The organism is Streptomyces sp. NPDC048057, assembly GCF_040653095.1.
Taxonomy (GTDB): domain Bacteria; phylum Actinomycetota; class Actinomycetes; order Streptomycetales; family Streptomycetaceae; genus Streptomyces.
Genome location: NZ_JBEZNF010000010.1, coordinates 93,096 through 112,573, shown reverse-complemented (window position 1 = coordinate 112,573; position 19,478 = coordinate 93,096). Strand labels below are relative to the sequence as shown.

At 73.4% G+C, this 19,478-nt stretch carries 17 protein-coding genes; all 17 read right to left on the bottom strand.

Translation table 11 applies throughout. The annotated features are described in order from the left end of the window. Positions 1–16 precede the first annotated feature (16 nt). On the bottom strand, positions 17–388 hold the full coding sequence (gene hypA / locus AB0E05_RS14055) for a hydrogenase maturation nickel metallochaperone HypA (RefSeq protein WP_361962819.1): 372 nt from the start codon (positions 386–388) through the stop codon (positions 17–19). 295 nt (positions 389–683) lie between these two features. After that, positions 684–1,325 carry a hydrogenase maturation protease gene (locus AB0E05_RS14050; protein ID WP_361962817.1) on the bottom strand — a complete coding sequence of 214 codons (642 nt, stop codon included), beginning with the start codon at positions 1,323–1,325 and terminating at the stop codon, positions 684–686. Continuing rightward, positions 1,322–2,722 carry a hypothetical protein gene (locus tag AB0E05_RS14045; protein ID WP_361963052.1) on the bottom strand — a complete coding sequence of 467 codons (1,401 nt, stop codon included), beginning with the start codon at positions 2,720–2,722 and terminating at the stop codon, positions 1,322–1,324. The genes AB0E05_RS14050 and AB0E05_RS14045 overlap by 4 nt, the downstream gene beginning before the upstream one ends. Before the next feature lie 44 nt (positions 2,723–2,766). Continuing rightward, positions 2,767–3,447 (bottom strand): DUF6084 family protein, encoded by a 681-nt coding sequence (locus AB0E05_RS14040; protein ID WP_361962815.1) that lies wholly within the window; start codon positions 3,445–3,447, stop codon positions 2,767–2,769. After that, positions 3,444–4,070 carry a DUF5947 family protein gene (locus tag AB0E05_RS14035; RefSeq protein WP_361963050.1) on the bottom strand — a complete coding sequence of 209 codons (627 nt, stop codon included), beginning with the start codon at positions 4,068–4,070 and terminating at the stop codon, positions 3,444–3,446. The genes AB0E05_RS14040 and AB0E05_RS14035 overlap by 4 nt, the downstream gene beginning before the upstream one ends. Positions 4,071–4,102: 32 nt before the next feature. Next, positions 4,103–4,594, bottom strand: coding sequence for a thioredoxin (locus tag AB0E05_RS14030; protein ID WP_361962813.1), 492 nt, complete (start codon positions 4,592–4,594; stop codon positions 4,103–4,105). Continuing rightward, positions 4,591–6,375, bottom strand: coding sequence for a nickel-dependent hydrogenase large subunit (locus AB0E05_RS14025; RefSeq protein WP_361962811.1), 1,785 nt, complete (start codon positions 6,373–6,375; stop codon positions 4,591–4,593). The genes AB0E05_RS14030 and AB0E05_RS14025 overlap by 4 nt, the downstream gene beginning before the upstream one ends. 62 nt (positions 6,376–6,437) lie before the next feature. Next, positions 6,438–7,517, bottom strand: coding sequence for a hydrogenase expression protein HypE (locus AB0E05_RS14020; protein ID WP_361962809.1), 1,080 nt, complete (start codon positions 7,515–7,517; stop codon positions 6,438–6,440). Positions 7,518–8,161: 644 nt separating this feature from the next. Next, positions 8,162–10,915 carry an HAD-IC family P-type ATPase gene (locus AB0E05_RS14015; RefSeq protein WP_361962807.1) on the bottom strand — a complete coding sequence of 918 codons (2,754 nt, stop codon included), beginning with the start codon at positions 10,913–10,915 and terminating at the stop codon, positions 8,162–8,164. Then, positions 10,902–11,924: a polyphosphate kinase 2 family protein gene (locus tag AB0E05_RS14010; protein ID WP_361962805.1), complete on the bottom strand. Its 1,023-nt coding sequence runs from the start codon at positions 11,922–11,924 to the stop codon at positions 10,902–10,904. Before AB0E05_RS14010 ends, AB0E05_RS14015 begins: the two co-directional genes overlap by 14 nt. 114 nt (positions 11,925–12,038) lie before the next feature. Further along, positions 12,039–12,980: a zinc-binding dehydrogenase gene (locus AB0E05_RS14005; RefSeq protein WP_361963048.1), complete on the bottom strand. Its 942-nt coding sequence runs from the start codon at positions 12,978–12,980 to the stop codon at positions 12,039–12,041. After that, entirely contained in the window at positions 12,862–13,614 is a 753-nt protein-coding gene (locus AB0E05_RS14000; RefSeq protein ID WP_361962803.1) for a DoxX family membrane protein, read from the bottom strand. Before AB0E05_RS14000 ends, AB0E05_RS14005 begins: the two co-directional genes overlap by 119 nt. 156 nt (positions 13,615–13,770) lie before the next feature. Next, positions 13,771–15,189, bottom strand: a complete 1,419-nt coding sequence (locus AB0E05_RS13995) for an NADH-quinone oxidoreductase subunit N (protein ID WP_361963046.1) — start codon at positions 15,187–15,189, stop codon at positions 13,771–13,773. Between the two features lie 41 nt (positions 15,190–15,230). Next, positions 15,231–16,736 carry an NADH-quinone oxidoreductase subunit M gene (locus AB0E05_RS13990; protein WP_361962801.1) on the bottom strand — a complete coding sequence of 502 codons (1,506 nt, stop codon included), beginning with the start codon at positions 16,734–16,736 and terminating at the stop codon, positions 15,231–15,233. A gap of 7 nt (positions 16,737–16,743) precedes the next feature. Then, on the bottom strand, positions 16,744–18,603 hold the full coding sequence (locus AB0E05_RS13985; RefSeq protein ID WP_361962799.1) for a proton-conducting transporter membrane subunit: 1,860 nt from the start codon (positions 18,601–18,603) through the stop codon (positions 16,744–16,746). Beyond that, a complete protein-coding gene (gene nuoK, locus AB0E05_RS13980) occupies positions 18,600–18,905 on the bottom strand; it encodes an NADH-quinone oxidoreductase subunit NuoK (protein ID WP_361962797.1) in 306 nt (101 codons plus the stop codon). Before nuoK ends, AB0E05_RS13985 begins: the two co-directional genes overlap by 4 nt. After that, positions 18,902–19,468, bottom strand: a complete 567-nt coding sequence (locus AB0E05_RS13975; protein WP_361962795.1) for an NADH-quinone oxidoreductase subunit J — start codon at positions 19,466–19,468, stop codon at positions 18,902–18,904. Before AB0E05_RS13975 ends, nuoK begins: the two co-directional genes overlap by 4 nt. Positions 19,469–19,478: the final 10 nt, after the last annotated feature.

Genomic DNA, 19,478 nt, shown 5'->3' with positions numbered 1-19,478 from the left:
CTTGAAGCCTCGTCGATCAGCCGCCGGCGCCCTTGGGGCGCTCGGCCCACTCGACACCGCGGATGTGCAGCTCACGCCCCGTCAGCAGGGTGACCCGGGTGCCGCCCGCACACCGCGGGCAGCCCAGGTCGGGCGGTATGCCGGGGGACCACTCGACGTCGCAGGGCGCACACCGGGCCCGCGCCGGCACCGTCCGCGTCCGCAGGGCGGAGCCCGCGAGCACGGTGCCCTCGCAGGCGAGTGCGAAGCAGAAGTCCAGGGCCTTCGGCACCACGCCGGCGAGTTCGCCGACGTCCAGGCGCACCGTGCGGACCGCCGTCGCGCCGTGCTCCTCGGCCGCCCGCGCCACCTGCTCGACCACGGCCGCCGCGATCGACATCTCGTGCATCGGCGCGCCTCATTCCACGGCAGTTCGACGGCGGTTGTACGGCAGTTCCCCGGCGGTCGTGGTGCCGGGGCGGGTCCGGCCGGCGCGGCGGCGGCGCGGGCGCGGCTCCATTGGACGCGGTGGCGCCGGCCCGGACGGGGTGCCACGCCGGCGCGGCACCGGAGCGCACCCCGTTCGCAGCAGTCCGATGCGCACGGTCACATGCGGGAGATGCGCAGATAGCGCTTGAGGTCCGGCAGGGTCTGCCAGAGCACCACGCCGACGGCCGCCCCGGCGGCCGTGACGAGCAGGGTCTTCAACATGACGTCGCCCTTCCCTTGAAGCTCTCGTGACTTTCATGGCGCTCGACATCCCGGGAACTCGCCCGGGTGTCGGCCGACTTCGCCGACCCGGCCGGCTCCTGCGGCGCGTTCGACGGGGGCCCTTCGGCCAGGACGCTCAGCACCAGCCGGGCCGCCTCCGGCACGGCGGACGCCACCGGCGGGGACAGTCCGATGCCCTCCGCGAGCGACGCCGGCTCGCACCCCACCACGACCACCCGCTCCGGCGCCGTGCCTCCCGTGCCCGCGCTCAGGGCGCCCAGCAGCGCCAGCACCGCGTCCGGCCCCATGCCGTGTCCGTCCAGGGCCATCGGCCCGCCCGGCTCCACCGGGGCGCCGTCGCCCCCGTCCGCGTACGGCTCGATGAGGTACACCGTGCCCGGCTGACCCCCGCGCGAGACCGCGTCGACCAGCACCAAGGTGCGGTAACCGTCCAGGAGTTGGTACGCCAGATGGACCCCGCGCACCCCGAAGTCGACGACCTCCACGTCCGCCGTGCCGTCGACGCCCCCGGGCAGCCCCAGCCGCAGCAGGTGCCGTACGGTCTCCACCCCGAACCCGTCGTCGCCGAGGAAGATGTTGCCGACCCCGGCGACCAGCACCGGACGGGGCGTCACGCCTCCCCCAGCGGGGTCAGCTCATCGGGCTGGAAGTAGCGGAACCGGCCCTGGATGCGCCACAGGTCGGCGCCCGGGTCGTCGTCCACGGTGACCGCCAGGTGCACCGAGCCGTCCACGTCGTGCAGCACCGCCTCCACCACGCCCGTACGGCCGTGCAGGAACAGGTCCTGGGCGTCCGTGCGGCGCCGCCCGGGGCCGAGCCGCACCCGGCTGCCCGCGCCGACCGACTGTCCGTCGATCACCACGCGGTCCCGCGCCGGGTCCACGTCCCGGTCGCCGCCCGGGTCCCACCACGGCAGCGCCCCTCCTTCGCCGTCGGCCGCCGCGTCCTCCCCGGTGACCTCGCGCAGCGCCCGCACCGCCCCGTGCAGCCGCTCCCACACCTCCGCCGGGAGCGAGTCCGCGAGGTCGACCGCCGCGCCCGCCCGCTCGTCGGTGCCGCGGGCCTCCCGCTTCTCCCGGTCGGTGAGGGCGGTGGTGCGCAGCGCCAGGATCTCGTCGATCTCCGTCGCGTCGTACAGGGCGCCCGGGCTCTCCGGCGCCAGCCGCGGATGGTCCGCGAGGACGATGGGCGAGGAGAGCACGGCATCGGCGCGGCCGTCGTCGCCCGCCAGCACCGGCCAGACGTGTTCGTTGCGCAACTCGGCCACCGCGCCGGCCGCCCACCGCGGCGGATCGGTCACCGAGAGGAAGGAGCCCCGGTCCACGGCGAGCAGGAGGTGCGCCGACACCAACGCGTACGGCAGGGCGTCCTCCCGGCGGGCGCCGGCTTCGGGGCGCCATCCCGAGACGTTCTCCACCACGGCGGTCAGATGCAGTGCGCCGTACGGCCCGGGGAGCGGCCGGGCGGTCAGCAGGACCGTGCCGCGCACCTCCTGGCGCTCGCGCGTCAGCCTGCCCACGACGCGGCCCGCGCCGTCGGTGACGTCCTGCTCGCTGTGGGACGCGGGAAGGACGAAGGGGTGGTGCACCCCGTCCCCGGCGGCCAGTTCCGCCACCGGCACCACCAGGCGTACGCGCTCCTCCACGCCCTCGTCCCAGGGCACGAGGATCCGGTCGGGCAGCTCCAGCTCCGGCACGGTCTGAAACGTCCGGTCCGACCCTTCGCCCGCGGCCCGCTGCACCGTCCGGTGCTGGACGCGCAGGAACCGCACCTCGACCGCGAGCCGGTCGCCGGACCGCGGCTCGACCAGGCACTCGGTCCGCTGGTGCACGGGCTCCGCGGCGTCCGCCGCGTACGCGGGCGGCACCAGGACCCCGAACTGCCAGCGCAACCGGTTCTTGGCGGCGGACGCCCGGTACGGGTAGAGCACATAGCCCTCGAAGAGCACGGCGTCGGCGACCTGCCGGGCCGTGGAGAACCGCTCGGCCAACTCCGGCGGGAAGTCCACCACGGCGAAGGAACCGGCACCGGCTTCGGTGCGCGTGCCGACGTGCGTCACCGCACGCCCTCCGCGATCTCCCGCACCCCCGCCGCCCCGGCCTCCTCCTGCGAGTCCGCGGCCTCCAGCAGCGCGCAGACCGTGGCCTCCCAGGACGGCAGCGCCCGCCGCTCGCGGAAGGCCAGCAGTTCGTCCATCAGATCGCCCGGCAGCCGCAGCCAGCCGCACCCGGGGAAGTGCTGCTCGATCATCTCCCGCCACACCCGCACCGGCAGCCTTACGGCGGCCTCCCGGTCCCAGGGCACCGGGGTGACCTGGAAGCCGGCCGGCCCGCTGAACGCCGTGCCCGAGAAGAGCAGCCGCAGCGGCACCTCCCCGTCGTCGAGCGCCCGGAAGTAGCGGGCGGCGGCGATCTCCAGGTCGTATGTGCAGGGCACCGCGAGTTCGACGTCCATCTCGCCGGTGAAGCCGGGCACCATCGTCGACACCTCGGCGAACTGCACCGGGTTGAGGGTGGTCGCCCACCGCTCGCGCTCCCCGAACAGCCCGGTCAGCCGCTCCGACTCGGCCGGGGCGTACTCCCGCCCCGCCGGTTCGATCCGCAGTTGGCAGCGCAGGGCGAGTGCGTGCACCCGGATGTGCTCGGGGCCGGTGATCCGCAGCCGGAACAGCAGCGTGGGCCCGGCGGCGTGCCGGTCGGCCCGTACTTCCGTACAGGCGAAGGCGAGTTCGGTCATGGCGACAACTCCTCGTTCAGGGGCCGGGCCCGCTCGTCGACGGCCGCGAAGAAGGCGGCGAGTTCGGCGTGCGCCTCGGCGCCGCCGTCGAAGCCCTGCCAGGTGCGCCGCATCCTGCCGACCAGCTCGTAACAGAGGTCGACGGGGACGAGGAAGCACTGGATCCGCTCCGGTCCGCTGCCGCTGCGGCGCAGCAACAGCGCTTCCACGTCCGGCTCCAGGGCGGCGGCGAGCCGACTGCCGCCGAAGACGGCCTCGTAGGTCGCGGGGGACAGCTCGCTCTCGGTCGCCCCCGCGGGGCTGGGGTAGCACAGCACCGGCTGCGCCCGGTCGGCGTTGTGCAGCAGGAAGGCGGTGCTGACCGGGATCCGCAGCCGGGCCCAGACGTCCGGGCCCGGCGCGCCCTCGGGGTCGTACAACAGCCGGCTGGGTACGGGCCGGTAGCGTCCGCCGGCCGCGCCGGGCCGCTGGAACAACAGGGCGCACGCTGTGCAGGCGCAGGCCAGGGAGCGCTCGGCGGTGTCCGCGAGGTGGTGGTGCGCCCCCGACAGCCCCACCCCGCACAGGGCGCACCGTTCGGGGCGGACCGTCGGCTCGGCGGGGCGGCGCAGCGTGCGCAGCAACGCCGTGCCGGTGCGGGGCAGTTGGCGGGTGCTCACCGGACCGCCGCCGGGGGACGGCTGCCGATCTGGAGCAGGGGCGGCTCGGCGGGCGCGGTGCGCCAGACGATCGACGTGACCTCGGGGGCGTAGCAGGCCAGCGCGTCCTCCACCGCGGACTCGCCCCCGCCGCCGCAGCCGCAACCGCCGCCGGCGGGCTTGCCGAGGGTCAGCGCGCCGGTCGCCTCCTCGAAGTCGATCCGTTCGGTGCGCAGTTGCGGCAGCGAGGCGAGCGCCCGCTCGATGCGGCGGGTCACGTCCTCCGGGTGCAGGTCGTGCAGGACCAGCAGGCCGGCAGTGGACGGGTCGTCGAGCGCCGCGGTGAGCGCGCCCGCGGGCAGCCCCGCCAGCAGGGCGGTCAGCCCCTCCGTGTGCAGGGCCATCAGCTCGCGGGCCAGCGCCTCGCCCGCCGCCAGGGCGTCCTCGCCCTGCTCCGCCAGCCGGTCCAGGGCATCTTGGACGCCCGCACCGCAGGTCTCGGCCGTCATCCGCCCAGTCCGCTCAGCCCGGTGGGGACGTGCAGTTGTTTCAGGGTGCGTCCGCCGCCGACGTACATGTGCACCCCGCAGGGCAGACAGGGGTCGAAGCTGCGCACGGCCCGCATGATGTCGATGCCCTTGAAGTCCTCCGGCGAGTTCTCCTCGAAGATGGGGGTGTTCTGCACCGCGTCCTCGTAGGGGCCGGGGGTGCCGTAGCTGTCGCGGACGCTGGCGTTCCACGGGGTCGGCGGGTACGGGTGGTAGTTGGCGATCTTCCCGTCCCGGATCACCATGTGGTGCGAGAGCACCCCGCGCACCGCCTCGGTGAAGCCGCAGCCGATGGACTCGTCCGGCACCTCGAACTTCTCCCAGGTCTGACTGCGGCCGGCGCGCACCTCGTCCAGCGCCTTCTCGGCGAAGTGGAGGGCGGCTGCGGCGGCGTACGCCTGGAAGTAGGTGCGGGCCCGGTTGCGCTCCAGGGCGTTGCTCCACTGCGGGATCCTCCACTCGAAGGTGGTCTCCGGCTTGGTCATGGAGCGGGGCAGGGTGATCCGGACGCTGTGGCCGGTGGCCTTGACGTAGCCGATGTCGACGAGTCCGGACAGTGCGGTCGACCACAGCCGGGCGATGGGGCCGCCGCCGGTGTCCAGGGCGAGGTGCTCCTTGCCGTCGAACCAGCGCGGGGACATCACCCAGCTGTACTTGTCGTCGAAGTCCCGCTTCTGCGGCGCGGGGATGGTGTGCTGGTTCCAGGGGTGGCGCGGGTCGACCGGGTTGCCGAGCGGGTCGTGGGTGACGAAGAGGTCCCGGCCCTCCCAGTCCTCGTAGTAGGAGGAGCCGAGCAGGATCCGGATGCCCAGGTTGATCTCGGTGAGGTCGTTGGTGACCAGCTTGCCGTCGACCACGACGCCCGGGGTGACGAACATCTTCCGGCCCCAGTCCGTCATGTTGCGGTACGTGAAGTCGCAGTGGTCCGGGTCGTTCAGGCTGCCCCAGCAGCCGAGCAGCACCCGCCGCCGGCCGACCTCCTCGTACCCGGGCAGGGCCTCGTAGAAGAAGTCGAAGAGGTCGTCGTGGAGGGGGACGACCTTCTTCATGAACTCCACGTACCGCATCAGCCGGGTGAGGTAGTCGGTGAAGAGCTGCACGGTGGCCACCGTGCCGACGCCGCCGGCGTAGAGGGTGGAGGGGTGGACGTGCCGCCCCTCCATCAGACAGAACATCTCCCGGGTGTACCGGCTGACCTGGAGCGCCTCCCGGTAGAACTCGCCCTCGATGGGGTTGAGGGCGCGCATGATGTCGGCGATGGTGCGGTACCCGTGGTCCCCGGCGTGGGGCGCCTCGGCGCGCTCGGCCTGCTCCAGCACCCCCGGGTTGGTCTCGCGGACCATCTTCTCGCAGTAGTCGACCCCGACCAGGTTCTCCTGGAAGATGTTGTGGTCGAACATGTACTCCGCGGCCTCGCCGAGGTTGATGATCCACTCGCCCAGGTGCGGCGGCTTCACCCCGTAGGCCATGTTCTGCGCGTACACCGAACAGGTGGCGTGGTTGTCGCCGCAGATGCCGCAGATCCGACTGGTGATGAAGTGGGCGTCGCGCGGGTCCTTGCCGCGCATGAAGACGCTGTAGCCGCGGAAGACCGACGAGGTGCTGTAGCACTCCGCGACCCGCTTCTGCTTGAAGTCGATCTTGGTGTGGATGCCCAGGCTGCCCACGATCCTGGTGATCGGGTCCCAGCTCATCTCCACCAGGCCGCTGCTGTCGCCGGCCGCCTTCGTCGTCGGTGCCATCTGTCAGTCGTGCCCTTTCGCGTACGGGGGTGGTGGCGGGCGGTGGCGGCGGCCGGCGCCGGTCACCAGGGGGAGCGGTATCCGGTGGTCAGCTCCCGCCCGGGGTGCCGCCACTTCGGTTCCTTGTCGACCGTCTTGGTGGTGATGGCGCGCAGCCGACGGATCGCGGCGCCGTAGGCGGAGCTGGCGTTCGAGGAGAGGTGGGAGCCCGGCGGGGCGTCCATGAACGGCATGAACTTGTCCGGGAAGCCGGGCATCGTGCAGGCGATGCAGATGCCGCCGACGTTGGGACAGCCGCCGATGCCGTTGATCCAGCCGCGCTTGGCGACGTTGCACTTGACCACCGGCCCCCAGCAGCCGAGCCGCACCAGGCATTCGGGGGTGCCGTACTCGGTGGCGAACTGCCCCTGCTCGTAGTAGCCGCCGCGGTCGCAGCCCTCGTGGACGGTCGCCCCGAACAGCCACGTCGGCCGCAGCCGGTCGTCGAGCGGGATCATCGGCGCCGCGCCCGCGAGCTGGTACAGCAGGTACGTCAGGGTCTCCGCGAAGTTGTCCGGCTGGATGGGGCAGCCGGGGACGCAGACGATGGGCAGCCCGGCCTTGGACTTCCAGTCCCAGCCCAGGTAGTCGGGCACGCCCATCGCGCCGGTGGGGTTGCCGGCCATGGCGTGGATGCCGCCGTACGTGGCGCAGGTGCCGATGGCGACGACCGCGGTGGCCTTGGGCGCCAGCCGGTCCAGCCACTCGCTGGTGGTGATGGGCTGGCCGGTCTCCGGATCGTCGCCGAAGCCGCACCAGTACCCCTCCTGCTTGATCTGCTCGTTGGGGATCGACCCCTCGACGACCAGCACGAACGGCTCGATCTCGCCTCGGTCCGCCTTGAAGAACCACTCGACGAAGTTGTCCGCGCCCTGGACCGGGCCGCACTCGTAGTCGATCAGCGGCCAGTGCACGGCGACCGGCGGCAGCCCGGGCAGTGCCCCGGTGACGATCTCCTCGATGCTCGGCTGCATCGCGGCCGTGAGGGCGACGGAGTCGCCGTCGCAGCTCAGCCCCGCGTTGATCCAGAGGATGTGAACCGGTCCGGGCTCGGTGTCCGCGCCGCCGGCGGCGCCGGTGTCGGCGGTAGCTGTCCCGCTCATGAGGATGCCTCCGTGGGAAGGGACGATTCACGCAAAATGTCCCATGCGGGTCATATCACTGCACGGCGGGGTCGAGCCGCCGAAGGGCTGCGGAGGTCGTCCGGAAGGCGGTGCGGTACGGGGCCGGGGGAGTGGCGCGCGATCGCCCAAGGCGGCCCTGCCCGGCTCGCGGCCGAGGCGGCGGGGACGCCCCCTAAGGATTGCTCGTCGCCGTGGCCTCCATCGGGGTGTTCCGCCGAGCGCGATGCGGCTGCGGGGCGCGGTAACGCCGTGGTGCGTGAGCGGCGACGGCGGCTGCGGGCCGTGGGTGGCTGGTCGCGCAGTTCCCCGCGCCCCTGCAACGCCCTGCCGGGCGTTCAGGGCGCGTGGGCGGTGGGGCCCGCGTCCGCAGGGGACAGAGGTCGGAACTGTGCATCAGCCAGCAGCCGTGAGCGCTCCCGGTCCATGACGGCGCGCCCGCGTATGGCACCTGTGTGGGCATCAGGGCGTGGGGAAGGCGGAGCGCCGGGGCTGGCCCGACGCCCGCAGGGCGCGGGAATGAGGGGCGCGGGGAACTGCGCGACCAGCCACGGACGGCCCGCGGTCGCCAAAGTTGCTCGCGCGCCACGGTGCCACCGCGCCGGCCCCGCCCACCCGCACGGGTGCTACGCGGTCGCGGGGCCCGCCGCGGGCTCGGTCGGGGCCACCTCCGGTCCCCGCGCACGGCGGGCCAGCAGCTTGCCCAGCTCCCACACGCACAGCAGCACGAGCGCCGCCAGCAGCGCCCAGCCGAACTGGCGCAGATCGATCTGCGTGGTGCCGAGGACGCGCCGGAAGCCGTCCACCTGGGTCACCACGACCGCGAGCACGAACTCCCCGAGCGCCGCCCAGTTCATCTGCTTGCTGTCGAAGGTGGACGCCCGCAGGACCGACTCCGTCTCGCTGCGGCACTCGAACGCGGCCACGATCAGACAGAGCGCGAACGCGGTGAATGCCGTCGACTGCCCGACGGCGACGCTGTCGAACTGCCGCTCGCCCAACTCGATCAGCCCGAGCAGCAGCACCGTGAGGGCCAGACCGCTCAGCCCCACGGTGGTGAGCAGGGACGGGGTGAGCACCGACTCGCCCCGCGGGCGCGGGTGGCGGCGCATCAGTCCCGGGCTCTCGCGGTCGAAGCCGAGGGCGAAGCCGAAGGGGGCGTTCACGACGAAGTGCACCCACAGCACCTGCGGCGGGGTGAACGGCTCGCCGGCGGCGATGTTGAGGACGGTCGCGCCGAGGAACGTCAGCACGAAGGTCACCAGCAGGAGCAGCACGAAACGGATGTACTTGGTGAGGTTGTCGTAGAGCTTGCGGCCCTCCTCCACCGCGTACACGATCGTGGCGAAGTTGTCGTCGGAGAGGATCATCCGCCCCGCGTTCTTCGCCACGTCGGTGCCGCTGCCCATGGCGATGCCGATGTCCGCCGCCTTGATCGCGGGTGCGTCGTTGACGCCGTCGCCGGTCATCGCGACCACGTCGCCCTTCTTCTTCAGCGTCTGCGCCAACAGCACCTTGTGCTCGGGCGCGACCCGGCCCACCACTCCGATGGCGTCGATGCGGGCGAGCTGCTCCCGCTCCGGCAGCGCCGCGAAGTCCGCGCCGAGCACGGCCTCGCCGGGGATGCCGAGTTGGCGGGCGATCGCCGCGCCCGTGGTGACGTCGTCGCCGGTGACCATCCGGACCCGGATGTGCGCCTGCTGGGCGCTGGCCACCGCGGCCCGGGACTCCTCGCGCGGCGGGTCGACCATGCCGACCAGGGCCGTCATCCGCAGCCCGGTGACGTAGCCGAGCAGGTCTCCGTCGGCGTCGAAGTCCGCGGGGTCCAGGTCCCGCGTCGCCGCCGCCATCACCCGGTGGCCCTCGCTGCCCATGCGCTCCGTCGCCTGCCGGGCGCGCTCGGCCGACTCCTCGGTCCACGGCACGGTGCGGCCACCGGCGAGTGCGGTCGCGGCCCGGGCCAGCACCGCGGGCGCCGCGCCCTTCACGTAGCAGCGCACCACCTCCCGGCCCGCGTCGTCGCGCGCCGTGTGGAAGGTGGCCATGAGCTTGTAGTCCGGGTCGAACGGCAGGGTGGCGAGGCGCGGCAGCGCCGCCCGGGTGGCGGCGATGTCGAGGCCCGCCTTGTGGCCGAGGACGAGCAGGGCGCCCTCCGTCGGGTCGCCCACGACCTTGCCCTCCACCAACTCGGCGTCACTGGCGACCAGGAACGGCACGATCGCGTCCTCGACGCTGGCGGTGGAGCCCGCGGCGCGGTGGACCTGGCCCTGGAGGTCGTACCCGGTGCCGGAGACGGTGTACCGGTCGGTCGGACTGAACACCTCGACCACGGTCATCTGGTTCATGGTCAGGGTGCCGGTCTTGTCGGAGTTGATCGCCGAGGTGAAGCCGAGGGTCTCGACGGACGGCAGGTCCTTCACGATGGCGTTGCGGCGGGCCAGGTTGAGGCTGCCGACCGAGAGGATCACCTGCGTCACCGTCGGCAGCGCCTCGGGGATGGCCGCGATGGCGAGCGAGACGGCGCTGACGAAGAGCGCGTCCCATGCCTGCCCCCGGGTACGTCCCAGGGCGAACATCACGATCATCGTCAGCCCGGCCGCGCCCGCGATCCACAGCGTCAGGTTGTCGAGCTGCCGGGTGAGCGGGGACTGTTCGGCGCGCGTGGTGGTGAGCATCCCGGAGATCCGGCCGAGTTCGGTGCCGGTGCCGGTGCCGGTGATCACCAGCACCCCGCTGCCGTGGGTGACCGGGGTGTTCATGAAGGCCATGTTCGACTGCTCGCCCGGGCCGAGGTCGCCCTGGAGGGTCCCGGCGTCCTTGGGCGCCGGGACGCTCTCCCCGGTGAGGGCGGACTCGTCGATCTGGAGGGCGCTGGCGGCGACGATCCGCCCGTCGGCCGGCACCTGGTCGCCGGCCGCGAGCAGCACGACGTCCCCGGGGACCAGCTCCTGCGCCGCGATCTGGGACTCCCGCCCGTCGCGCCGCACGCGGGCGGTCGCCTTCATCATCGACTTCAGCGCGTTCATCGCGCTCTCCGCCTTGCCCTGCTGGCGCAGCCCGACGACCGCGTTGAGCAGGGTGAGCAGCACCAGCAGAATGCCGGTGCTCCACTCGCCGATCGCCAGCGAGACGACCGCGGCGGCCACCAGGATCAACTGCATGTAGCTGCGATACTGGTCGAGGAAGCGGCGCCAGGTGGGCTGCGGCTTCTCCTCGGGCAGCGCGTTCGGCCCGTGCTGCTGGAGCAGTTCGGCCGCCCGGGCCGCTGAAAGCCCGGTGGCGGGATCGACGGAGAAGGCTGCCGCGACCTCGGCCGGCTCGCGCGCGTACCAGGCGGGCGCGGCCCGGTCGCCGCCGTCGGCCGGCTCAGCCGCGGTCACGGCCGTGCCTCCGCTTCCCGCCGCCCTTCTTCCTGCGCTTCCCGCCTCCGTCGCCGCCCGGGCCCGCGGCGTCCGGGTGCCCGGTCGCGTACGGATCGGCGGACGCACCCTTCGGCGCCTCCTCCTCCAACTCGCGGCGGGCGGTGCGCAGGTCCTCCCGGGCCCGTTTGCCGAGCGTGGGGTACTGGGGGTCGATCTCCATCAGGGTGTGCACCAGCACCGCGGACGCACAGATGCGGGCGAACCACTTGCGGTCCGCCGGGACGACGTACCAGGGCGCCCAGGGCGTGCTGGTCGCCGACAGCATCTCGGAGAACGCCTGCTGGTAGTCGTCCCAGAAGCGGCGCTCGCGCACGTCGGCCGCGGAGAACTTCCAGTTCTTCTCCGGCAGGTCGATCCGCTTGAGGAAGCGGATGCGCTGCTCCTCCTTGGAGAGGTTCAGGAAGATCTTGACGACCTTGAAGCCGTTGTCGGTGAGGTAGCGCTCCCAGTTGTTGATCTCGCGGTAGCGGCGCTCCCAGATCCCGGCGCGCCGGGCCGGGGCCGGCAGCTTCTGCCGGTCCAGCACGTCCGGGTGCACCCGGACGACCAGGACCTCCTCGTAGTGGGAGCGGTTGAAGACGGCGATGCCGCCGCGGTCGGGCAGCTGCTTGCCGTACCGCCACAGGTAGTCGTGGTCCAACTCCTCCGCGGAGGGCACCTTGAAGCTGCTGACCCGCACGCCCTGCGGGTTCATCCCGCTCATCACGTGCCGGATGGTGCCGTCCTTGCCGCCGGCGTCCAGCGCCTGGAGGCACACCAGCACGCCGTACGTGTCCTGGGCCGCCAGCCGCGCCTGGTACTCGGTCAGCAACCCGACTCCGGTGCGCAGCAGCTCCACGCCCTGGCTCTTCTTGAGGTGGGCCCGGTAGCGGGGATCGAAGTCCTCCGCCAGGTCGACCTCGGAACCGGGGACGACCCGCAGAGGCTCAATGAAGTCCGCGATGCGCCTGGCTCTCTTGTCCGCCATGGCCGACCAGCCCTCCTCCCCGCACAGGGGTATCCGCCAGCATTCGCGCGGACGGGTGAGCCGGCAAGCGCGGCGGACCGTTCGGGTGGGTGCCCGCGGTGCGCCCGGGGGGCCTCAGTCGATCGTCAGCACGAGCTTGCCGAACTGGTTGCCCTGCGCCAGCGCGGCCAGCGCCCGCGGCCCCTCGGCCAGCGGGAAGGCCCCGTGCACCACCGGTCGGATGCGGTGCTCGTCGACCAGCCGCAGCATGGCCGCGAACTCCTCGGCGCTGCCCATCGAGGTGCCGATCAGGCTGATCTGCCGGAAGAACAGCTCCCGCAGCGACACCGCGACGTCCGGGCCCGTCGTGGCGCCCAGGGTGACCAGTCGGCCCCCGGCGCGCAGCGTGCCGAGGGCGGCGTCGAAGGTCGCGGAGCCCACGCTGTCGACGACCAGGTCCACGGACCGGCCCAGCTCCGCGCCCCAGTCCGCCCCGCTGTCCAGCGCCTGGTCGGCGCCCAGGTCACGGGCGCGCCGCAGCTTCTGGCCGCTCCGGGAGGTGACGCTCACCCGGGCCCCGACCGCCTTCGCCATCGCCAGTGCGAACGTCGCGACCCCGCCGCCGATGCCGGGCAGCAGGACGTGCTCCCCGGCGCGCAGCCCGCCCCGGGTGAACAGCGCCCGGTAGGCCGTGACCGCCGCGAGCGGCAGCGCCGCTGCCTCGGCCCAGTCGAGGTGACCGGGCTTCGGCAGGGCATTGCGCGCCGGTACGACCACGTACTGGGCGAACGTGCCGTGGCGCGGGCCGCCCAGGATCTCGGGCAGCTCGGGCACCTCGGCCGCGCGCTCCCAGCCGACGGTGGGGTCGACGATCACCTCGTCGCCCACCGCCAGCTCGGTGCCGGTGCCCACGGCCGCCACGACTCCGGCGCCGTCGGCACCCAGCACCAGGGGCGCGTCAGCCGGAGAGCGGCCCTCCGCCACGAACAGGTCGCGGTGGTTGAGCCCGGCTGCCCGCAGCCGGATGAGCGCTTCGCCCGGGCCGACCGACGGAACGGACCGTTCCGCGACCGTCACCCCGGAGAGCCCGCTCGTCCCCGCATGCAGCACAGCACGCATTCGCTCCATCGTGCGCCTCGCCCTTCCTCGGTTCGTCCATGGACGTGATCGACAGATCACCTCCGTTGCAACCGGGCGAGGACCAGCATTGATTCCCTGGGGCGGCGCCGTGCGGCCGGGGTGCGTCACCCCGGTGTCTGCCGCGCCGCACGACCGACCGGCGGCCGTCGTCGGCGGCCACGGCCAGACAAGCGGCTATCAGCACCACGTTCTTGATGATGTACTGCCCCTCCATCGTCGGGGCCGGCACCTGAGCGCTCCACATCTGGTCCGGGAGGATGAGCAGGGCGGAGAAGACTCCGCCCATGTGCAGGAAGAAGGCCGCCAACACCAGCCGCAACAGCACTCCGGTGACCAGCCCGAGGCCGATCGCGGTCTCGAAGAGCGCCAGGAGGGGACGGGAGGTCCCCGGGGGCACCATGCCGAAGGCAAGGACGTCCATCGTCTGCGTGGCGACGTCCTGCGCCGGACTGGCGCCCGGGACGAACTTCGTGACGCCGAACCAGACGAAGACCAGTCCGACCGAGACCCGGAGGATGGTGGTGCTGTGCCGTCGGTAACGACACAGGGCGGCATCGAGGATGCCAGTCAACGCATAACTCCTTGTGGGGGGTTGATGAAACTTGTGGGGGATGTTTCACCAGCGAACACGCTATAAGGCGATCGGCGCCCTCGTAAAGGTCTGGACCAATATTCCATCAGGGGAGATGGTCCAGGTCCGCTGTCAACCCCGAACCCGGGACCTGCGTCAGGAACCCTCCAGCAACGCCAGGACGGGCCCTCCCACGAGCCCCAGCGCCACCGAGCCGGCCGCCGCCGCGTACGCGGTGACCGCGGCCGGCCGGACGAGGCCCGCAGCGCCCGCCGCGCCGGCCGGCCCGGGCCCACGGAAGGTCGCCACCGTCGGCGCGATCCACCGCAGGTAGTAGAAGAGCGACGCCACCGTGTTCGCCGCGGCCACCACCGCGAGCCAGGCGAAGCCCCCGTCCACGGCCGCGCTGAACGCGGTCACCTTGCCGAGGAACACCGCGGTCGGCGGCGTCCCCACCAGCCCCAGCAGACAGACCGCGAGCGCGCCCACGAGCGCGGGACTGCGCCGCCCGAGCCCCCGGTACGCGTCGATCGTGCGCCGCCCCGGCACCGCGCACACCACGGCGAACGCCCCCAGGTTCGTCAGCGCGTACGCCGCCAGATAGAAGAGCAACGCCGGCTGCGCCAGCCCCGTGCGCCCCACCACCGCCACCGGCAGCAGCAGATAACCGACCTGACTGATCGTCGAGTACGCCAGCAGCCGCCGGACGTCCTGCTGGAAGAAGGCCGCCAGATTGCCGAGCGTCATCGACGCCGCCGAGACCACGGCCACCAGCGCCGCCCAGGGCACCTCCGCCCCGGCGACCGCCTCCGCCCCCAGCCGGTACAGCGCCGCGAGCGCCGCCACCTTCGGCACCGTGGTCAAGAACGCGGCCACCGGCGCCGCACTGCCCTGGACCGCGTCCGGCACCCAGAAGTGCCCCGGCACGCCCCCGGCCTTGAACAGCAGCCCCGCCGTCACCGCGACGACGCCCACCGTCGCCAGCGCCAGCGGCCCGCCCGGCAACTCCGCCCGCAGGGCGGGGTAGCCGACCCCGCGGGCGGCTGCGTACAGCAGCGTGATCCCGCCCAGCATCACGATTCCGAGCAGCGCCCCCACCACGTAGTACTTCATCGCCGCCTCGGTGCCCGCCGCGTCCTTGCCGAAGCCGGCGAGCACGTACGAGGGGACGCTCGCCAGCAAGTACGCGGCGGCCAGCAACAGCAGGTCCGCGCTCCCCGCCAACAACAGGGCGCCCAACGAGGCGAGTTGCAGCAGCACCGCGTACTCGCTCTGCCGCGGGTGCCCCGCCAGCGGACGGACGCCGAGCGCCAGGACGACCAGCAGCCCGCCGAGGACGATGATCCGGCTCGCCGAGGTCACGTCGTCCACCACGAACGCGCCGCCGAAGGCGGGGCCCGGCGGCTGGAGCGCCGCGGCCACGATCCCCGCCGCGGCGGCCCCGTAACCCAACGCCGCCACCGGCCACTGCCGGGCCCGCGGCAGCCAGCACCCCAGGAGCAGCCCCCCGACGGCGGAGGCCGCCAACAACACCTCCGGCAGCAGGTCGAGCGGGTTCTCCTCCATGCCGGCCATCGCGATCGCACCCGCAGCGCCCAGCGCGTCAAGGGCGCCGCTCACCGCGCCACCAGCATCAACACGGCCCGGGACGCCGGCTCCACCACGTCCAACAAGAAGCGCGGTGCCACCCCGATGACCACCGCGAGCACCAGCAGCGGCGCGATCGACCCCACCTCGTGGGCCCGCAGGTCACCGAAGGGCCGGGCGGCACCGGGCGCGCGCGGCAGCCGCAGCGGACCGAGCAGGATCCGCTGCACCGCCCGCAACAGCAGCCCCGCGGTCAGGGCGATCCCCAACGCCGCGAGCACGGTCGCCACCGGCCGCGGCCCCAGGCTGCCCGCCAGGATCTGGAACTCCGCGATGAAACCGGAGAACCCGGGCAGCCCCAGCGAGGCGAAGGCCGCCGCGCCCGTCAGCGCCGCGAACACCGGCGCCGGGCCCGCGAGCCCCGAGTACGCGGCCATGTCATGGGTGCGCCCCCGCTCGTACAGCACCCCCGTGAGCAGGAACAGCGCCCCGGTGAGCAGCCCGTGACTGACCATCTGCACCACCGACCCGGTCACCGCGAGGTGCCGGGCGCCCTGCCCGGGGGCGGAGACGGCCGCCGCCGCACCGACCGCCAGCACGACGTACCCCATGTGGTTGACCGAGGTGTACGCCACCATCCGCTTGAAGTCCCGCTGCGCCAGCGCCACCAGCGCCCCGTACAGCACCGACACCACGCCGACCGCGACGAAGACGAGCGCGTACGCCCGCAGGGCACCCGGCAGCAGCGGCACCACGATGCGCAGGAAGCCGTACGTGCCCATCTTCAGCAGCACCCCCGCGAGGATCGCCGACCCCGCGGCGGGCGCCTCGGTGTGCGCCGGCGGCAGCCAGGTGTGGAACGGCACCGTCGGCGTCTTGACCGCGAGCCCCACCCCGACCGCCAGCAGCACGAGCGTGGCGTACGCCCCCGCGCCCGGCAGCGGGTTCTGCCGCGTCAGGTCCACCATGTCGAAGGTGTGCGGCGCCGCCGCCAGGTACAGCCCGATGAACCCCAGCAGCAGCGCCAGCGAGCCGACGAAGGTGTACAGGAAGAACTGGAGCGCGGCCCGCGCCGCGCCCCGGTGCCCCCAGCCCGCGATGACGAAGTACATCGCCACGATAGACAGGTCGAAGAAGACGAAGAACAGGATCAGGTCCAGGGCCGCGAAGAGGCCGAGGCAGGTGGTCTGGAGGAAGAGGAAGAGCGCGGCGAACTCCCGTGCCCGCCGCCGCTCGTGCAGCGCGTACACCGCGCACGCCAGGAAGAGCACGCACGTCAGCGCCACCAGCGGCAGCGAGAGCCCGTCGAGCCCGACGTGGTAGCCGATGCCGACGCTCGGGATCCACCGCACCCGTGTCTCGTGCTGGATGCCGCCGCCCGGGCCGTACCCCGCCCACAGGACCAGCGCCAGCGCCAACTCGACCGCGGCCGTGACCGTCCACACCAGCGGGAACACCCGCTGCGGCGTGCGGCGCGGCAGGCACAGCGAGGCCGCCGCCACGGCGGTCGGCAAGAGGACGAGGACGGTGAGCACGCGGGCATCACCCCGATCCGGCGAGGACGGCGAAGAGGACGAGGACGACGGAGAGCACCGCGAACGCGGACACCGCCTGGGCGAGGTACTGGTGGACCTGACCGGTCTGGGGCCGGCGGGCGAGGCGGCCGAGGCGCGCGGTGGCGCCCGCGATGCCGTGGACGGCTCCGTCCACCCGGCGCTCCAGGGCCGCGTCGACCCAACGGGCCAGCCGCACCGCCCCCCGCGCCGACGCCGTGACCGCCCGGTGGAGCACCCGGTCGTCGAACGCGGCCAGCGCTCCGGCCGTCGCCAGCACGGGCCGCACCACCAGCAGGCGCACGGCGGTCGCGAGCCCCAGCCAACCGGCGAACCAGGCGCGCACCGGCTGCGGCAGCGGCGCCCCGGCCGCCCCCCACCGCCAGCAGACGGCGGAGGCGAGAAGGGCCAGCGCGCCGGAGAGCACGAACTCCCCGGCGTGCGGCTCGACCTGCGGACCGGCGCCCAGCACCCGGACGAACGCGTCGCGCAGCGGCGGGAAGGCGACGAACGTCAGCAGCGGACAGGCCGCCGCGAGCGGCACCAGGGCGAGCCGGGCGAAGAGCGGCGGCGCCCCCGCCCGTCGACGCTCCCCGACGAGGACGAACCACAGCGCCCTGGTCGCGTACACCGCGGAGACCACGGCGGCGGCCAGTCCCGTGGCGTACAACCACGGCCCGTGCTGCGCCGCTGCCGCGAGCACCAGGTCCTTCGCCGCCCACAGGGCGAGCGGCGGCAGCCCGGCCAGCGTGAGGGCCGCGACGACGAAGGCCGCACCCGTGGCGCGGTCCGCCCGTGCGGCGCCCCGCAGCGCCGGCAGCACCTGGGTGCCGAGCAACGCCAACCACGCGCCCGCGACGAGGAACGCGAGGCTCTTGGCCGCGGCGTGCGCCATCAGTTGCAGCGTGCCCCCGGCGAGGCCCCCGGCCCCCGCCGCCAGCACCATGAAGCCGATCTGGGCACAACTGGAGGCGGCCAGCAGTTGCTTGAGGTCCCGCTGCGCCACCGCCACCAGCCCCAGGGCGAGGGCGGTCGCGGCACCGGTCCACGCGACGAGCGGCGCACCCCAGCCCGACGCGCGGAGCAGCGGCTCCAGCCGCAGCAGCAGATACGCCCCCGCCACCACCATCGTCGCGGAGTGCAGCAGCGCGGAGACCGGGCTCGGGCCCTGCATGGCGCGCGAGAGCCAGTGGCTGAACGGGAGCTGGGCCGACTTGCCGAGGGCGGCCACCACCACCCCGGCGCAGACCACCGACAGCCAGGGCCCGCCCGCCTCGTGCAGGCGGTCCAGCGCGAGCGAGCCGGACGGCACGCCGGCGAGCGCCGCGCCCGCCGCCACGTACAGCCCGACGTCGGCGGCCCGGGTCGTGAGGAACGCCGTGCCCGCGGCCCGCACCCTGACCGGCTCCCGCCACCAGTAGCCGATCAGCGCCCAGGACACCGCCCCCATCGCCTCCCACCCCATCAGCAGGGTGAGCAGGTCGACGGCGGTGACCGTGGTCAGCATCGCGCCGCTGAAGAGCAGCATCAGCCCGAAGAAGCGGGCCCGGGCCTCGCCGGGCCCGATGCTCCAGACGCTGAAGAGCAGGACGACGGCGGCCACGGCCGTGACGGTCACCACGAGCAGCGCGGACAGCCCGTCGACGCGCAGGTGGAACGGCAGCCCCGCCAGCAGCGGGCCTCGGGCCTCGGGCCGGGTGACGGCAGCCGCGCAGGCGAGGCCGAGGTCGACGGTGCCCAGTGCCACGGCGGCGGGGGCGGCGAACCGGTCGGCGCGGCGCCCCGCGCACGCCAACAGCGCCCCGCCGCCCAGCGGCAGGCCGATCAGCGCCCACAGGAGCCCGCTCACCCCCGCAGCTCCGTCGCACCGTCGGTGACGTCGACCTCGCGGGCCCGGAAGAGCGCGGTGACCACGGCGAAGCCGATCGCCATCTCCACGGCCATCACGGTCACCGCGAGCACCACCAGCACCTGGCCGTCCGCGGACGCCGGGGCGACGTACCGCCACACGCCGGCGGCGGCCACGATCACCCCGCCCAGCATCAGCTCCAGACCCATCATCAACATCACCACGGACTGCTGGGTCAGTGCGCCGAACAGCCCCACCGCGAGCAGCGCGGCGGCGAGCAGCAGGACCGCTTCCAGACTCATCGGCCCACCCCGCCCGGCGCGGGGTCCGCCGCCCGGGCCGCGGACAGGTCGTCGCCGTAGCGGTCGTACCGACCGCGCCGGGTCGCCAGTACCACCGTGCCGACGATGGCGGCGAACAGCGCCATCCCGAGCGTCATCATCGTCAACATCTGAGGGCCCATCAGAGAGAGCCCCAGTTGCTCGGTCGCATCGGCCGGCGGCCGGCCGCGCCGCTTCGGCCAGGGCGTCAGGACGACGGCGGCGGCGAGGGCGGCGAACAGCGCCGTGCAGATCACGGCGGCGCCCCGGGTGTTGTGCACCATCGTCATCGGCATCAGACCGGCCGGGTTCATCATGAACATCACCATGAAGACCGCCATCAGGGCCATCTCGACGGTCATCATCAGCACGATCACCACGCCCAGGTAGTCCAGGCCCAGCAGCACCACCACGCCGCCCGTGCACAGCAGCGAGGTCAGCAGCGCATAGGTGGCCCGGGCCATCGAGTCGAAGCGGAACACCCACACCGCGGCGACGACCGCGACGGCAGCGAACACCCAGAAGACGACGTCGATCACCGTCACCTCACCTCAC

Bases quoted from the DNA above. Each gene is read 5' to 3' on its own strand.
- AB0E05_RS14040 (WP_361962815.1), bottom strand. From the start codon at position 3,447: ATGACCGAACTCGCCTTCGCCTGTACGGAAGTACGGGCCGACCGGCAC.
- hypA (WP_361962819.1), bottom strand. From the start codon at position 388: ATGCACGAGATGTCGATCGCGGCGGCCGTGGTCGAGCAGGTGGCGCGG.
- AB0E05_RS14025 (WP_361962811.1), bottom strand. From the start codon at position 6,375: ATGGCACCGACGACGAAGGCGGCCGGCGACAGCAGCGGCCTGGTGGAG.
- AB0E05_RS14010 (WP_361962805.1), bottom strand. From the start codon at position 11,924: ATGGCGGACAAGAGAGCCAGGCGCATCGCGGACTTCATTGAGCCTCTG.
- AB0E05_RS13995 (WP_361963046.1), bottom strand. From the start codon at position 15,189: ATGGCCGGCATGGAGGAGAACCCGCTCGACCTGCTGCCGGAGGTGTTG.
- AB0E05_RS14030 (WP_361962813.1), bottom strand. From the start codon at position 4,594: ATGACGGCCGAGACCTGCGGTGCGGGCGTCCAAGATGCCCTGGACCGG.
- AB0E05_RS14020 (WP_361962809.1), bottom strand. From the start codon at position 7,517: ATGAGCGGGACAGCTACCGCCGACACCGGCGCCGCCGGCGGCGCGGAC.
- nuoK (WP_361962797.1), bottom strand. From the start codon at position 18,905: ATGAGTCTGGAAGCGGTCCTGCTGCTCGCCGCCGCGCTGCTCGCGGTG.